Here is a 13022-nt window from a genome sequence, read left to right on the forward strand (position 1 = left end):
CAACGTGCAAGCTATGTAGGCGTGTACAAATTCATACAGACTTTTTCTTGCATGACGTGCGCGCGTGGACTTAAATCAGGCTAGTTGATCCACGCTGTTCCGCGAGTTTCCCCACCGTTTTTTCCCGTTGTTTTTCTAGTGTCGCGCTCCGCCGTTTTGCTTATCCGTTCGACGCACCGCCCTTCGTCACTACCGCATCATTGCCTGCCCGTTCATGTCTGACCTGAATCTCTCCGCGCTACTGGAATTTATTGGCCACGACCTCTCGCCCGTGCGTGCGGTCCTTGTGTTCTTCACGATCGGGTATCTGGTGGTCGGACTGCCTGTCCATTTCCGCCAGGGCGCGGCGTCGCGCGATATCTGGGGCACGGCGGCAGGCGTGACGATGGCCGCGATCTACGCGGCGTTCCTCATCGGCGTGTACCCCGCCCTGCATCATCCGGCTTTGATGCATTGACGACGGGACCGGTTGCGCGAGCGCGCGACCGGTGAATGGTGAATGGCGGGTGGTTGCGCTTAACCGGCGGACGGCGTCGGCGCGGAAAGATAGGCGAGCAGTTGAGCCACCGCATGATCGACGGATGTGCGATCGGTTTCGATCAGTACGTCCGGCGCGAGCGGCGTTTCGAAGGGATCGGAAATGCCGGTGAAGTGCGCAATCTCGCCACGCCTTGCACGCACGTAGAGTCCCTTCGGATCGCGCGCCTCGCACACCGCCAGCGGCGCATTCACGAACACCTCGACAAAGCCTTCACCGACGATGTCGCGTGCCGCTTGCCGATGCCGCTCTTCGGGCGAAATCACCGCGGCGATCGCGACGAAACCTTGCTGCATGAACAGTGCCGCGACGTGTGCGACGCGCCGCAGGTTTTCGGTGCGATCCTCGTGCGTGAAACCGAGGTCGGCATTCAAACCGCGCCGCAGCACATCGCCGTCGAGCACGATGGACGGTCGGCCCGCTTCCTTCAGGCGCCGGTGCAACGCGTTGGCGAGCGTCGATTTGCCCGCGCCGGATAAGCCCGTCATCCAGATCACCGCCCCGCGCGATCCGCTCATGCCGGACGCTCCGTACGAAGGGTGGCGGATGTGGTGGGCGTGCCGGCCGTATCGGCGACGACGTTCGCACCGTTAGCGATGTCGGGCGACGCGTTCGTTGCATCGACCAACGACGAAACGAACGATTCATCGGCGGCAACGAGCTGCGGACCCAGGCCGTCGATCAACGGTTGCAGCAGCGCCGCGCGCGGCTGCCAGCGTTGCAGCGAAGTCTTGTAGAGCGGCCGGCGCACCTGCACCGCGCTGGCGGTGCTCACCTGACGCGTGGTCCGGTGAAACGCCAGACAGCGCTCGTCCCACTCGAGCCCGCAGTGCGCGAGAATGCGGCGTACCTCGCCTTCGAAATCGCCGACCAGCTCCTCGTATTTGACTTCGATCATCACGCCCTCGGGCAGCACGCTTTGCCAGTGTTTCATCAACGTGTCGTAGGCACGGTAGTAACGGCCCAGTTCGCCGAGATCGTAGCCGAACGGGACGTCGTGAAAAATCCGCGAAAAAATCGACAGGCAGGTTTGCAACGGCGAACGGCTGCTATGGATGAAGCGCGCGTTCGGCAACGCCAGGTGAATCAACCCGACGTTGATGAAATTGAACGGGTACTTGTCGGTGAAATGCGTGTAGCGCGATGTCGGGTTTGGCAGCGCGTCTTGCACTTCGTCTTGCGCTTCTTTCCGCACGCCACTTGATGCCGATGCCGTAGCTTGACCGCCTGCGTCGTCCGGCATCGTACTCTGGATTTCCGGCAAAGCGCCATGGATACGCCGCAGATAATCCGCGCCCAATGCGCGTAGCGGCGCCGCGCCCACGTCGCGCAGCGCGTCGATGTCGATCTTCAATGGATCGGCGGGATCGCGCCGGATGCCATTCACCAGCGCCTCGCCGAATTCCGTGCGCTCGCCGGTGCCGAACACCTGCGGATGGCTCGCGAGAATCTGCTCGATCAAGGTCGACCCCGAACGCGGCATGCCGACGATAAAAATCGGCGCCGCCGACGCATCGCCCAGGCCGCCCTTCGCCGCGATCACCTCCGCGTTCAGCAAGCCGGGCAGATTGGAAAACAGACCGAAGGCTTCGGCTTCGTTGTAACGCACGCCAGGGCGATGCAGCGCGTTGGCCTTCAGCAGTTGATCGAAGGACTCGTCGTTGCGGCCCATGTCCGATAACGCCTGACCGTACGCGAAGTGGATTTCGGCCTGATCGGCGGGCTTCAATGCGGCGGCGTTGTCGACCAGTTGCTTCATCGCGGCGAACACGGGGTCGTCGGGACTCAGGCGTTTGGACTGAACGAAGTTGCGGTAATAGAGCGGCACCATCGGCGCGGCTTCGATCGCGTGCCGATACGCGTCGTGCGCTTCGTCGAAGCGGCCGAGCGCGTGCAGACAGTTGCCGAGATTGTTGTGCGAGCCATCGGCCTTCGGATTGAGGCGCACCGCGTCGCGATACGCGCCGGCTGCCGCGTCGAGACGGCGCATCTGCTCGAAACACCAGCCGAGACCGTGATGCAGATCGGCGTTGCCCGGATCGAACATCAGCGCGGCGCCGTACGCGATTTCCGCATCGTTGAAACGGTTCAGGACGGCGAGCGTCGCGGCGCGGCGCTCATGAATGACGGGATTGGCGGGTTCGAACGCGCGCGCGGTGTCGAAACATTGCAGCGCGTTGTCGAGTTCGCCGCGCGCCGCGCAGGCTTCGCCTTCGGCGAGCCAGTCGGACGCGGTAGCCGGCTGTGGATCGTGCTTCATTGACGGCTGTTCTTTTGCAGGCTTCGCATCGAGCGGTCCTGGCAGTGGGAGGATGCATGCATGGCGTCCGGACTTGGGGCAATCCACCGGCCGGACGTCAAGGTATTGTCTGACGGGAAAGTAACAGCCGCGCCATACAGTTACGTTGCAAAATTTTAACTAACTGTTACAGGGCGATGACGCCGTGATACGTCGGAAGATCGCGGCGACGCGCGATGGCTAGGGTGCGCCTTTCGCCACGGTGGATTGCGCTGCCTTACCAACGATGTCGATCGGTAATCTGCGGACACAAATGGCGCTGAACTCGTGCACGTGCGACGCTTCTCACAGCTATATGAGGAGACGATCGTGAGCAGGCTCATTGTGTCGATGGCGCTGTTGGCGGCGGTGGCGGGTTTAGGCGGTTGCGTGGTCGCGCCGCCGTACGACTACGCGTACGCCCAGCCGTATTACCCCGACTATGGCTACGGATACGGACCGCCGTATGGACCGGCGTACGGGTCGGTCGGTATCTGGGGCGGCTGGGGCGGATGCTGTTATTACCATGGCGGCAACGGATACTGGCATGGCCGCGGCGGCTGGCATGGGGGCGGCTGGCACGGCGGTGGTGGCGGCTGGCATGGGGGCGCCGGCGGCGGCGGGTATCACGGCGGCGGCAGCGCGTGGAGTGGAGGTGGTTCTGGAGGACGGGGGCGGTGAGGCTTTTTGCGGTTTCGCGTTCCCACGCGTGATTGCCGATTAGTGCGCACAGCATTTTGCGCTGCTGTCCAATTTCACATCGGGGCACACCTGTCGGTCGCCGGCGCATCCCGGCGAACTCGCGTCATGCGGTAAAATCGGCGTTTTGAATCAAGCCGTTGGCCGTCTTATGTCTGCTCCTCGAACTCCCAGTCCGCGTCGCGTCAGCGTTGCACCGATGATGGACTGGACCGATCGTCACTGTCGCTCGCTGCATCGCGTGATTTCGCGCCATACGTGGCTGTATACGGAAATGGTGACGACCGGCGCGCTATTGCATGGCGACGTGCCGCGTCATCTCGCGTTTACACCCGACGAAGCCCCGGTTGCCTTGCAACTCGGCGGCAGCGAGCCCGACGATCTCGCGCGCTCGGCCAAACTCGGCGAGCAATGGGGCTACGACGAAATCAATCTGAACTGCGGCTGCCCGTCCGAGCGCGTGCAACGCGGCGCATTCGGCGCGTGCCTGATGAACGAGCCGCGACTGGTCGCCGATTGCGTGAAGGCAATGCGCGATGTCGTCTCGGTACCGGTGACGGTCAAGCATCGGATCGGCGTTGATGCAGTCGAGGAATACGGCTTCGTGCGCGATTTCGTCGGCACGATCGCGGAGGCGGGTTGCGAGGTGTTTATCGTGCATGCGCGCAACGCGATTCTCAAAGGCTTGAGCCCGAAGGAAAACCGTGAAATTCCGCCGCTGAAGTACGACTACGCCTATCAGCTGAAGCGCGATTTCCCGCATCTGGAAATCATCATCAACGGTGGCATCAAAACGCTGGACGAAGTGGAGACGCATCTCCAGCACGTCGACGGTGTGATGCTCGGGCGCGAGGCTTATCACAATCCGTACGTGCTCGCGGATGTCGATGCGCGCTTCTACGGTTCGACGCAAACGCCGCTGACGCGCGAGCAGGTCGAGGCGCAACTGATCGACTACTGCGCAGCCGAAATGGCGCGTGGCACGTATCTCGGCGCGATCACACGGCATGCGCTTGGTTTGTATCGCGGTGAGGCGGGGGCGCGTGGCTGGCGTCGCGTGTTGTCCGACAGCAAGCGCCTCGCCGCGCGAGATCTGAGCATCTTCGACGAGGCAAGACAGCATCTGCGCGAGCCTGTCGAAATTTTTGAATAAAGGACTAGGCAAACGGGAATCTTGTTCGTATAATCTCGTTTCTTCGCTGACGCGCCAGTGTTTTTAGACAAAGCGTCTTAGGCAAGTCAGGCAGATCTTAGTGGTGGCTGTAGCTCAGTTGGTAGAGTCCAGGATTGTGATTCCTGTCGTCGTGGGTTCGAGTCCCATCAGCCACCCCACAGAATTCAAGCAGTAAAGAGAGTTAAAAAAACGGCGTTGTGAGAAATCACAACGCCGTTTTTGTTTTGGCCGATCTAATTCGATGCGCCACATGAATCGCAACATCCCGCCCTTCTTCCAGCCCTAACGAACCGCGAAATTCCCGCCCAAGCGGGTCTTATCGCGACATCAAAGCGGATCACACAAGTCACACTTCCAGGCGACGTCCAAGCGCTAACCCTGACGCAGCATTTCATTCGCGAACAACACCTTGGACGTGACTAGCGCCGGCAAGGTCACGACACACTGGCCACGCGTCGCTCTGGACGACAAAGGAATCATCCGCATTTCCGCAAAGTAAATCTCGACCGCGGCTTCCAGCGCGTCGAGAGCCTGCACGATGGCATTGGCTTCGTTGTCGCCAACACTGGTCGCTTCCGGCACATCGGCAAACGTGACGAACAGGGTGCTGTTGGAATGGGGCGTCAGGTCAATGGGATACGACAACGTACAGTTCTCCCGAGGTCCGCGTCTCGCCTGCAGGTGGCTTTGTTTCCCTGGCCGCTTTTTGAACCTGGTGTACTTCATTCGCCCCTCGTAGGTAGAAAAAGGGCACACATCACATATGTCATACCAAAAACGCGCCGCGCACCTGTGCCATCGCCATACGTTTATCCCTCCTACTCTCACACCCTTTTTCCCCGAAACCCCCTTTGCCGCCGGGGTCGGACCACCGCTCTCCCTTGCCCCGCCTAGGTCTGACAGATTATTTCAGTATCGAGAACAGTAATTTCAGATTATCGGTACAAATTTTCAATAGTAGGGGTATACACTGCCTTCCATCGACGTTGCAGACACACCCCTCCGGATCCTGCGACGCCATCCTGAACTGAAGTCGAAACGTTATTGGAGTCACACCATGAAGACCAAACTCATCGCCGCTGTTCTCGTCGCCGTTTCCGCCTCGATCGCTGCTCCCGCGTTTGCCAGCGGCTACGGTCCGGCTCCGTTCTACCGTCCGGCTGCCGGCGCTCCGGCTTCGCAACAAGGCCAGAACGCACAGACCGTCGCGGTCGAACAGGCTAACGCGCAAGCCAATTCGTACGGCGGCGTGAAGAGCGTGTCGACCCAATCGGGTACGCGTGAGCCGGTGTCGGGCCCGCAATCGGTTTTCTTCGGCCACTAAGCCGAGCCAGAGCAGTCACGCAGTCAGCAAGAGCAGTGCGCAGTGCGCAGTACGTAGAAGGTAGTCAGTAGTCAGCGTTGAAACTGCTGCCGCCACGGGCAGCGGGTGAACCGGGCGCCGTGCATGAGCGATTCATGCCGGCGCCCGGTTCCGTTTACGTCCTGAATACGCCCTGAAAAATGTCATCCACGACGGCCGGGGATGCCGCGCGAGGTTCACCCGCCCGCCGCTTTGGCTACGTGGCAAGTTCGGCATCGATCGCCTCGCGCGCCGCGCGAAATCCGGCCTCGGCGGCCGCATGCTCGGTCGGCCACAAGCTGTCGATGTGCACGAGCCGCCAGTCGATCGACACCACGCCGTCGCGCAGCACCCGGAAATGCGCCTTGACGCCGGTCAGCACCTGCTCGACCGCGACCTCGATGTCGTAATTCCGGTAGCGCTCCTCGTAATCGCCCATGTCGAGGCCTTTCGGCTGCATGCTCGCCTCCGTGTGATGTCGTTCGGTTTCCGCACGGTCACCGCGCGCGGCGCAACGTCGCGCGCATCGCACGATGAGGGTATCGGACCCAGGATCGCCAGCTCGCCGATCCTCACGATCCGCGCCGACGATCAGTCGCAATCGCCTGACAGATACTGCCGGCCGTTGCAGGTAATCTCGACTTCGCCGCCGCTCGCTTCGGCAACCAGACCGCTCGCCAGCAACTCCGCCGCCACGGCCTGCGCGCAGGCCGGCGCGGGTTGACCGACGCCGACTTCGTTCAGGCGCCGCAGCGCTTCGATCGCTTCGGGACTCAATGACTTCGACATGGCTGTCTCCGTCGGGATGATCCATTCATCCTGGCAACTTTCGAGGGGAGATGCAAATGCCCGGCGAGGCATGGAGATTGCGCACGACATGACGAGCCGAAGCGAGCGACGCATATCGAACGGCGGCAACGCGTGGATGCCAACACGCTCGCTCGTCTCGCCGACGGAGGATGTCATGAAGCGAAGCAGACTGACAGCGCGGACTGCACTGACAACGGGCGTCGCGGCGCTTTATCTATTCGGGGCGGGTGCCGGGTTGGCGTTCGCGCAAAACATGCAACCGAACCCCGCGCCACCCGCGAATGGCGCCGCCACGATGGTCAAGCCACCCGAAGCCGCCTCAGGCGCCCACGGCTCCAGCGACCCGGACAACATGCCGATCAAGCGTCCGCAGAAGCCGACCAACGACCACATGTCGCACCCTCCGCCCGCGAGCGGCGCGAACGCAAAATAGCGCCGGTGGTGGCTCATCCGCGTGATCCACGACCGGCGCGACAGAACGCTGAAGCGCACTAAAAATAAAAAGCGCTCATGACGCAACTGCACGACGCAACTGCACGACGCAACTGCACGACGCAACGGCGCGACGCATCCGCGCGTCGCGACGCCAACGCGTCCTACAAGCGCGCGATCGACACCTCGGTCGACTTCACCAGCGCGACCACTTCCGAGCCGACCTTGAGATCGAGTTCGTCGACCGAACGCGTGGTGATCACCGACGTGACGATGCCGAAAGGCGTTTCCACGTCGACCTCGGACACCACCGACCCGCGGATGATTTCCTTGATTTTGCCTTTGAACTGATTGCGTACGTTGATGGCGGAGATGGTCATCAGGGTGACTCCAGAGTCGAGAAAAGCGATGGGAAAAATGGGCTTAACGTGCGGTGCGCAGCGCGACGCACGTGATTCGGATGTGGGTCATTCGAACAGACCTGCCGGCCAGAACTAAACCGCCCAGCGCACATCCGTCGGACGCATCACGCGTCCTTCGTCGCGCGCGTCGTACGCACGATGCGACAACGCGTCGTCGTTAGGCGCGGTCTTCAGCACGCGTTGCAGCACGTGATCCTCGAGCGCCGCGAAACCTGCCGACGCGCGCGCCCGCGGACGGGCAAGCGGCACCGGCTGATCGAGCGCGATGCGGCCTTCCTCGATCAGCAGAATCCGGTCGCCGAGCGCGACGGCTTCGTGCACGTCGTGCGTGACGAGCAGCGCGGTGAAGCGATGCTCGCGCCACAGCCGTTCGATCAGCGTGTGCATTTCGATCCGCGTCAACGCGTCGAGCGCGCCGAGCGGTTCGTCGAGCAGCAGCAATTGCGGCCGATGCACCAGCGCCCGCGCCAGCGCGACCCGCTGACGCTGGCCGCCGGACAGTTGCGCGGGCCAGTCGTTCGCGCGTTCGAGCAGGCCGACTTCGGCGAGCACCGCACGCGCATCGTCGCGCGCGCCACGGCCGAGTCCGAGCATCACGTTCTGCAGCACGCTCTTCCACGGCAGCAGCCGCGCGTCCTGAAACATGATGCGGGTGTCGAGCGGACCACCATCTTCGGCGCGCTTGTCGAGTACGCCCGAGGTGGTTTTTTCAAGGCCGGCGACGAGCCGCAGCAACGTCGATTTACCGCAGCCGCTGCGACCGACGATCGCGACGAAACTGCCCCGCTCGATCGACAGATCGAAATCGGCCAGTACTTTGCGCTCGCCGTATTGCTTGCCGACGCCGCGCAGCTGCACGGCGTAGTGAGCGGCCTCGCCGGACTGGCGCGGCGCTGCGTCGGGGGACGTGGAACGGCGTGCGTCGGGCGCTTGATGGTTCACATCGTCACCCACCGCCGTTTCCGTCTGCGTGACTTGATACGACACATCGCCATGCGCACTGCCCGCGTCGTCGCGAGCGTCATGAATCTCGCGCGCGGCGACGCGCGCTTGCGCCAGTTCGGCCTCGAGATCGCTGCCCGCGATGCCGCCGAACGACGCCGACAAAGTCGTGGCATTCATCATTTCGCTCCTCGTTGATAAGCCGGATGCCAGCGCAGCGACACGCGCTCGAGGCTCTTCGCGAGCAGGTCGGCGAGTTTGCCGAGCGCCGCATACAGCAGGATGCCGACCACGACGACGTCGGTTTGCAGGAACTCGCGCGCATTCATCGTCATGTAGCCGATCCCCGATTGCGCGGAAATCGTTTCGGCGACGATCAGCGTGACCCACATCAGCCCGAACGCGAAACGCACGCCGACCAGAATCGACGGCAACGCGCCCGGCAGAACCACATGCCGGTACAGCGCGAAACCCTTCACGCCATAACTGCGCGCCATTTCGATCAGGTTCGCGTCGACCGAACGGATGCCGTGGAAGGTGTTCACGTAGATCGGAAAAAACACGCCCAGCGCGACGAGAAACACCTTCGCCTGCTCCTCGATGCCGAACCACAGAATCACGAGCGGAATCATCGCGAGCGCGGGAATGTTGCGGATCATCTGCACGGTCGAGTCGAGCGCGACTTCGACCGGCCTGAACAGCCCCGTGGCAAGGCCGAGCGCAAGACCGATCCCGCCGCCGATCGCGAAGCCCGACACCGCGCGCCATGTGCTGACCTTCACGTCGGCCCACATTTCGCCGGACTGGATCAGCGACCACGCCGCCTTCACGACCGCGAGCGGTTCGGGCAGCACGCGCGTGGACAGCACGCCGCTGCGCGCGGCGAATTCCCACGCCAGCAGGATCGCGAGCGGCGCGAGCCACGGCGCGAGATGCGCGCCGAAGCGGCGCAACGCACCCGGGACGCGATTGCCCGCGGAACTCACAGTGGATGAAGCCATGATCACCTTCCTCGTTGCGTGGCCGGCCAGAAAACGGTCCGGTTCAAGCGTTGCGCGATGCACCCTCAGTTGCAATCTCAGCTCGAACCTCAGCTCGAACTCGCGGCCTTCGGCAGATAGTTGTTGCCGACGATCTCGCCGAACGGACCCGACAGCGGTCCATTCGAGGTCTTGTTGCGCCGGTTCGGCAGCAGCGGAAACACCAGTTCGGCGAAGCGGTACGACTCTTCGAGATGCGGATAGCCGGACAGGATGAACGTATCGATCCCGAGTTCCGCGTACTCGTTCATCAGCGCCGCGACCTGCTGCGGATTGCCGACCAGCGCGGTGCCCGCGCCGCCGCGCACGAGACCCACGCCCGCCCACAGATTCGGATAGACCTCCAGTTCCGCGCGGCCGCCGCGCTTGCCGCCGTGCAGCGCGGCCATGCGGCGCTGTCCTTCGGAATCCATCTTCGAGAACGACGCCTGGGCACGCGCGATGGTTTCGTCGTCGAGCTTGCTGATCAGGGTGTCGGCGGCGGCCCACGCTTCTTCCTCGGTCTCGCGCACGATCACATGCAGACGGATGCCGAACTTGATCGTGCGGCCGTGCGCCGCCGCGCGGGCGCGGATGTCGGCGATCTTCTTCGCCACCGCCGCGGGCGGCTCGCCCCAGGTCAGATAGGTGTCGATGTGTTCGCCCGCCATGTCGTGCGCAGCCGGCGACGAGCCGCCGAACCACAGCGGCGGATGCGGGTTCTGCACCGGCGGATACAGCGCTTTGCCGCCCTTTGAGCTCAGATGCTTGCCTTCGAAGTCGATCGCGTCGTTGGTATGCGCCGCGGTCAGCAGCTTGCGCCAGATGTTCAGGAAATCGTCGGTGATTTCGTAGCGCGTGTCGTGATCGACGAACACGCCGTCGCCTTCCAGTTCGGCCGCGTCGCCGCCCGTCACGACGTTGATCAGCAGACGTCCGTTCGACAGGCGGTCGAAGGTCGCGGCCATGCGCGCCGCCAGTCCCGGCGACGAAATGCCCGGACGGATCGCGACCAGGAACTTCAAGCGTCGGGTCGCCGCGATCAGGCTCGATGCGACCACCCACGCGTCTTCGCAGGAGCGACCCGTGGGCAGCAGCACGCCTTCGTAGCCGAGCGTGTCGGCGGCCACGGCGATCTGCTGGAAGTAGTCGTAATCGGCTGCGCGTGCGCCTTGGGACGTACCGAGATAGCGGCTGTCGCCGTGAGTCGGAATGAACCAGAACACATTCATGTGCTGCTCCTGCTTGTTCGAGACGGGTTTGAATGAAGGCGGTGCAAATCGTGCGCACACACGCCGGCCGCGCGCATCCCACCGGCGGTCGACTGACCGGCCGGACGATGCGACGCAATAAAGAGAATGAGAAACGTCGGCGCCGCCTGGCGGCGCATCAATGACGCATTAACGACGCAGCAGCGGCATCAACAATGGCGGCGACCGCGGCCGGGATACGAGCCGCAACGCGGCGCATGCGCCATGCGGTGGATGAAGATCGGCATCAGGCAGGACATCGCGACGGCTTCCCTCGACCAAACGTGCGCGGGCTGCGCTCGATTAAACGGGCGACGGCGGCAAGGCCGTCTGCATGGAGAAACAGTCTATGGATCGGGCCGCGCGTTTTGAACGATTTTTTTGAGCTTAGGTTTTCCACTTTCGTGATTAGCCCGACGCTAAAGCATACGGACTCAATCTGCCGGGCATGTGGGAAAGCGCGGGTCGCTCGCTATAATGGCGCACGTTTCCCATAACCCGGTGCGGGCCGCGCAAACCGCGCCGCCTGAGCTCTCGCGGTGCACTGCATGCAAAAACTCATCCTGCCGTTCGTCGCCGGTTTTCTGGCTTCGCTGTTCTTTCATGAATCGACCCTGGCGCTGCTGCACGCAGCCGGTCTGATCGACCCGACAGGTTTTTCGACTGCACCGTTCTTACCGCTCGGCTTGCCCGAGTTCATCGCCAATGCGATCTGGAGCGCGTTCTGGGCGGTGCTGATGGCCTGGCTGCTGCGCGTCGCGCCGCAGCGGCGCGCGCCGTGGGTGCCGGCCTTCGTGTTCGGTGGCATCGCGTTGACGGCGGCGAGCGTGTTCGTGGTCGACCCGCTACGCGGCATCTGGCCGAGCGGCAACATGCTGCCGCGCCTGGCAGTCGGCTTCGCCGCGAATGCGATGTGGGGCTGGGGCGCGCTGGTGTTCATGCGCGCCTTCATGGCCAGCGAGGAAGAGGAGTAAGGCGGCCGGCCTAACCGCGCAGATCGCGCAACGGATGCTCGCCCGCGGCCCACGGGCTCTCGAACATCTTTTCGACATCGGCGGCGCTCACGTCTTCGATGCGCGCGAAACGCCAGCGCGGCGCGTTGTCCTTGTCGATGATGCGCGCGCGAATCCCCTCCACCGTGTCGCCGTGCGTAAAGCTCGAATGCGTCAGATCGAGATCGACGCGTAACACGTCGGCCATCGAACCCTCGGCGCGCGTCACCACTTCCAGCGACACCGCCATCGACAGCGGCGAGCGTTCGCGCAACACCGCGATCATCTGTTCGGCCCATTCGGCGGCTTCGCCGTGACGTTCCTGCTCCAGCGACGCGAGAATCCGCGCGACGTCCGGCAGCGCGAAATGCCGGTCGATCAACTCGCGCGTGGTTGCCAGCACCGACTCCTCCGGCTGCGGCACGACCTGATGCGCAAGCGCTTCGCGTTCGATGCAGGCCACCACGTCCGCACCGCGCTCGAACAGTTCGCCGCGCAAGGTATCGACCAGCGCGGGCAACGCGCTGTCGTCGAGGTACACATCGGCGAGACCGGCGTAGAGCGCGTCCGCCGCGCCGATGGTCTCGCCCGTCACCGCCAGATAGCGGCCGATCGCGCCCGGCGTGCGCGCGAGGAACCAGCCCGCGCCGACATCCGGAAAGAGGCCGATGCGGGTTTCGGGCATCGCCATCTTCGTCGAGTTCGTCACCACGCGCAGACCGCCGGTGCGATGCGCGCCCTGCGAAATCCCCATGCCGCCGCCCATCACGACGCCATTCATCAACGCGATATACGGCTTCGGGTACGTGAAGATCGCGTGATTGAGGCGGTATTCCTCGGTGAAGAACACGTCGCGCGCTTCGTGCTCGCCGCGCTGCGCCGATTCGTACAGGAAGCGGATGTCGCCGCCCGCGCAGAACGCCCGCGGATGCTGGCTGCGCACCACCACGGCGAGCACGTCGGGATCGTCGCGCCATTGGTCGAGCGCGGCGTGCATCGCGCGGATCATGCCGGTGGACAGCGCGTTGAGCGCCTTCGGCCGCTCCAGGTCGATGAAGCCGATGCGGTTGGCTACGTAGGTCGCGACTTCGTCGCAGACGGCGGGCGAGGCGGAAAGAGACATG

The 13022-nt window shown here is 63.4% G+C and carries 16 protein-coding genes and 1 tRNA gene; 7 read left to right on the forward strand and 10 right to left on the reverse strand.

Annotated elements, in window-relative coordinates:
* Positions 1-214 precede the first annotated feature (214 nt).
* Positions 215-457: a hypothetical protein gene (locus tag LFL96_RS10990; RefSeq protein ID WP_280995281.1), complete on the forward strand. Its 243-nt coding sequence runs from the start codon at positions 215-217 to the stop codon at positions 455-457.
* A gap of 59 nt (positions 458-516) precedes the next feature.
* Here LFL96_RS10990 and cysC read toward each other — a convergent pair whose 3' ends face one another.
* Both cysC and LFL96_RS11000 read right to left on the reverse strand, forming a co-directional pair.
* Positions 517-1056 carry an adenylyl-sulfate kinase gene (cysC, locus tag LFL96_RS10995; RefSeq protein ID WP_280995282.1) on the reverse strand — a complete coding sequence of 180 codons (540 nt, stop codon included), beginning with the start codon at positions 1054-1056 and terminating at the stop codon, positions 517-519.
* On the reverse strand, positions 1053-2798 hold the full coding sequence (locus LFL96_RS11000; RefSeq protein ID WP_280995283.1) for a sulfotransferase: 1746 nt from the start codon (positions 2796-2798) through the stop codon (positions 1053-1055). The genes cysC and LFL96_RS11000 overlap by 4 nt, the downstream gene beginning before the upstream one ends.
* A gap of 348 nt (positions 2799-3146) precedes the next feature.
* Here LFL96_RS11000 and LFL96_RS11005 point away from each other — a divergent pair, with 348 nt between their 5' ends.
* The 3 genes from LFL96_RS11005 (at position 3147) to LFL96_RS11015 (ending at position 4847) form a co-directional block, all read left to right on the forward strand.
* On the forward strand, positions 3147-3497 hold the full coding sequence (locus tag LFL96_RS11005; protein WP_280995284.1) for a hypothetical protein: 351 nt from the start codon (positions 3147-3149) through the stop codon (positions 3495-3497).
* 220 nt (positions 3498-3717) lie between these two features.
* Entirely contained in the window at positions 3718-4668 is a 951-nt protein-coding gene (dusA, locus tag LFL96_RS11010; protein WP_281000690.1) for a tRNA dihydrouridine(20/20a) synthase DusA, read from the forward strand.
* A 103-nt stretch (positions 4669-4771) separates the two neighbouring features.
* Positions 4772-4847, forward strand: a tRNA-His gene (locus LFL96_RS11015).
* Between the two features lie 214 nt (positions 4848-5061).
* Here LFL96_RS11015 and LFL96_RS11020 read toward each other — a convergent pair.
* Complete coding sequence (locus tag LFL96_RS11020) at positions 5062-5415, reverse strand: hypothetical protein (RefSeq protein WP_280995285.1); 354 nt, start codon at positions 5413-5415, stop codon at positions 5062-5064.
* A gap of 331 nt (positions 5416-5746) precedes the next feature.
* Here LFL96_RS11020 and LFL96_RS11025 point away from each other — a divergent pair, with 331 nt between their 5' ends.
* Positions 5747-6013, forward strand: coding sequence for a hypothetical protein (locus LFL96_RS11025; protein ID WP_280995286.1), 267 nt, complete (start codon positions 5747-5749; stop codon positions 6011-6013).
* A gap of 235 nt (positions 6014-6248) precedes the next feature.
* Here LFL96_RS11025 and LFL96_RS11030 read toward each other — a convergent pair whose 3' ends face one another.
* Both LFL96_RS11030 and LFL96_RS11035 read right to left on the reverse strand, forming a co-directional pair.
* Complete coding sequence (locus LFL96_RS11030; RefSeq protein ID WP_280995287.1) at positions 6249-6491, reverse strand: hypothetical protein; 243 nt, start codon at positions 6489-6491, stop codon at positions 6249-6251.
* A gap of 131 nt (positions 6492-6622) precedes the next feature.
* Complete coding sequence (locus LFL96_RS11035; protein ID WP_280995288.1) at positions 6623-6820, reverse strand: hypothetical protein; 198 nt, start codon at positions 6818-6820, stop codon at positions 6623-6625.
* A 175-nt stretch (positions 6821-6995) separates the two neighbouring features.
* On the opposite strand from LFL96_RS11035, the gene LFL96_RS11040 reads away from it, so the two are divergent.
* Positions 6996-7274, forward strand: coding sequence for a hypothetical protein (locus LFL96_RS11040; RefSeq protein WP_281000692.1), 279 nt, complete (start codon positions 6996-6998; stop codon positions 7272-7274).
* Positions 7275-7437: 163 nt separating this feature from the next.
* On the opposite strand, the gene LFL96_RS11045 is transcribed toward LFL96_RS11040, so the two are convergent.
* From LFL96_RS11045 to ssuD, 4 genes are all read right to left on the reverse strand, one after another.
* On the reverse strand, positions 7438-7653 hold the full coding sequence (locus tag LFL96_RS11045; protein WP_280995289.1) for a molybdopterin-binding protein: 216 nt from the start codon (positions 7651-7653) through the stop codon (positions 7438-7440).
* 114 nt (positions 7654-7767) lie between these two features.
* Positions 7768-8817 (reverse strand): ATP-binding cassette domain-containing protein, encoded by a 1050-nt coding sequence (locus LFL96_RS11050; protein WP_280995290.1) that lies wholly within the window; start codon positions 8815-8817, stop codon positions 7768-7770.
* A complete protein-coding gene (gene ssuC / locus LFL96_RS11055; RefSeq protein ID WP_280995291.1) occupies positions 8817-9638 on the reverse strand; it encodes an aliphatic sulfonate ABC transporter permease SsuC in 822 nt (273 codons plus the stop codon). The genes LFL96_RS11050 and ssuC overlap by 1 nt, the downstream gene beginning before the upstream one ends.
* An 89-nt stretch (positions 9639-9727) precedes the next feature.
* On the reverse strand, positions 9728-10888 hold the full coding sequence (gene ssuD / locus LFL96_RS11060) for an FMNH2-dependent alkanesulfonate monooxygenase (protein ID WP_280995292.1): 1161 nt from the start codon (positions 10886-10888) through the stop codon (positions 9728-9730).
* A 566-nt stretch (positions 10889-11454) separates the two neighbouring features.
* On the opposite strand from ssuD, the gene LFL96_RS11065 reads away from it, so the two are divergent.
* Positions 11455-11880, forward strand: a complete 426-nt coding sequence (locus LFL96_RS11065) for a hypothetical protein (protein ID WP_280995293.1) — start codon at positions 11455-11457, stop codon at positions 11878-11880.
* 10 nt (positions 11881-11890) lie between these two features.
* Here the strand turns inward: LFL96_RS11065 and LFL96_RS11070 are convergent, their stop codons facing one another.
* Positions 11891-13021: an enoyl-CoA hydratase/isomerase family protein gene (locus tag LFL96_RS11070; protein ID WP_280995294.1), complete on the reverse strand. Its 1131-nt coding sequence runs from the start codon at positions 13019-13021 to the stop codon at positions 11891-11893.
* Between the last annotated feature and the right edge of the window lies 1 nt (position 13022).

Origin of the sequence: Paraburkholderia sp. D15, assembly GCF_029910215.1 — a bacterium.
In the GTDB taxonomy this organism is placed as follows: Bacteria; Pseudomonadota; Gammaproteobacteria; order Burkholderiales; family Burkholderiaceae; genus Paraburkholderia.

What these genes read in the sequence shown, in the direction of transcription:
- LFL96_RS10990 (WP_280995281.1), top strand. Translation starts at nt 215, where the DNA reads ATGTCTGACCTGAATCTCTCCGCGCTACTGGAATTTATTGGCCACGAC.
- cysC (WP_280995282.1), bottom strand. Translation starts at nt 1,056, where the DNA reads ATGAGCGGATCGCGCGGGGCGGTGATCTGGATGACGGGCTTATCCGGC.
- LFL96_RS11000 (WP_280995283.1), bottom strand. Translation starts at nt 2,798, where the DNA reads ATGAAGCACGATCCACAGCCGGCTACCGCGTCCGACTGGCTCGCCGAA.
- dusA (WP_281000690.1), top strand. Translation starts at nt 3,718, where the DNA reads ATGGACTGGACCGATCGTCACTGTCGCTCGCTGCATCGCGTGATTTCG.
- LFL96_RS11020 (WP_280995285.1), bottom strand. Translation starts at nt 5,415, where the DNA reads ATGAAGTACACCAGGTTCAAAAAGCGGCCAGGGAAACAAAGCCACCTG.
- LFL96_RS11025 (WP_280995286.1), top strand. Translation starts at nt 5,747, where the DNA reads ATGAAGACCAAACTCATCGCCGCTGTTCTCGTCGCCGTTTCCGCCTCG.
- LFL96_RS11030 (WP_280995287.1), bottom strand. Translation starts at nt 6,491, where the DNA reads ATGCAGCCGAAAGGCCTCGACATGGGCGATTACGAGGAGCGCTACCGG.
- LFL96_RS11035 (WP_280995288.1), bottom strand. Translation starts at nt 6,820, where the DNA reads ATGTCGAAGTCATTGAGTCCCGAAGCGATCGAAGCGCTGCGGCGCCTG.
- LFL96_RS11040 (WP_281000692.1), top strand. Translation starts at nt 6,996, where the DNA reads ATGAAGCGAAGCAGACTGACAGCGCGGACTGCACTGACAACGGGCGTC.
- LFL96_RS11045 (WP_280995289.1), bottom strand. Translation starts at nt 7,653, where the DNA reads ATGACCATCTCCGCCATCAACGTACGCAATCAGTTCAAAGGCAAAATC.
- LFL96_RS11050 (WP_280995290.1), bottom strand. Translation starts at nt 8,817, where the DNA reads ATGAATGCCACGACTTTGTCGGCGTCGTTCGGCGGCATCGCGGGCAGC.
- ssuC (WP_280995291.1), bottom strand. Translation starts at nt 9,638, where the DNA reads ATGGCTTCATCCACTGTGAGTTCCGCGGGCAATCGCGTCCCGGGTGCG.
- ssuD (WP_280995292.1), bottom strand. Translation starts at nt 10,888, where the DNA reads ATGAATGTGTTCTGGTTCATTCCGACTCACGGCGACAGCCGCTATCTC.
- LFL96_RS11065 (WP_280995293.1), top strand. Translation starts at nt 11,455, where the DNA reads ATGCAAAAACTCATCCTGCCGTTCGTCGCCGGTTTTCTGGCTTCGCTG.
- LFL96_RS11070 (WP_280995294.1), bottom strand. Translation starts at nt 13,021, where the DNA reads ATGTCTCTTTCCGCCTCGCCCGCCGTCTGCGACGAAGTCGCGACCTAC.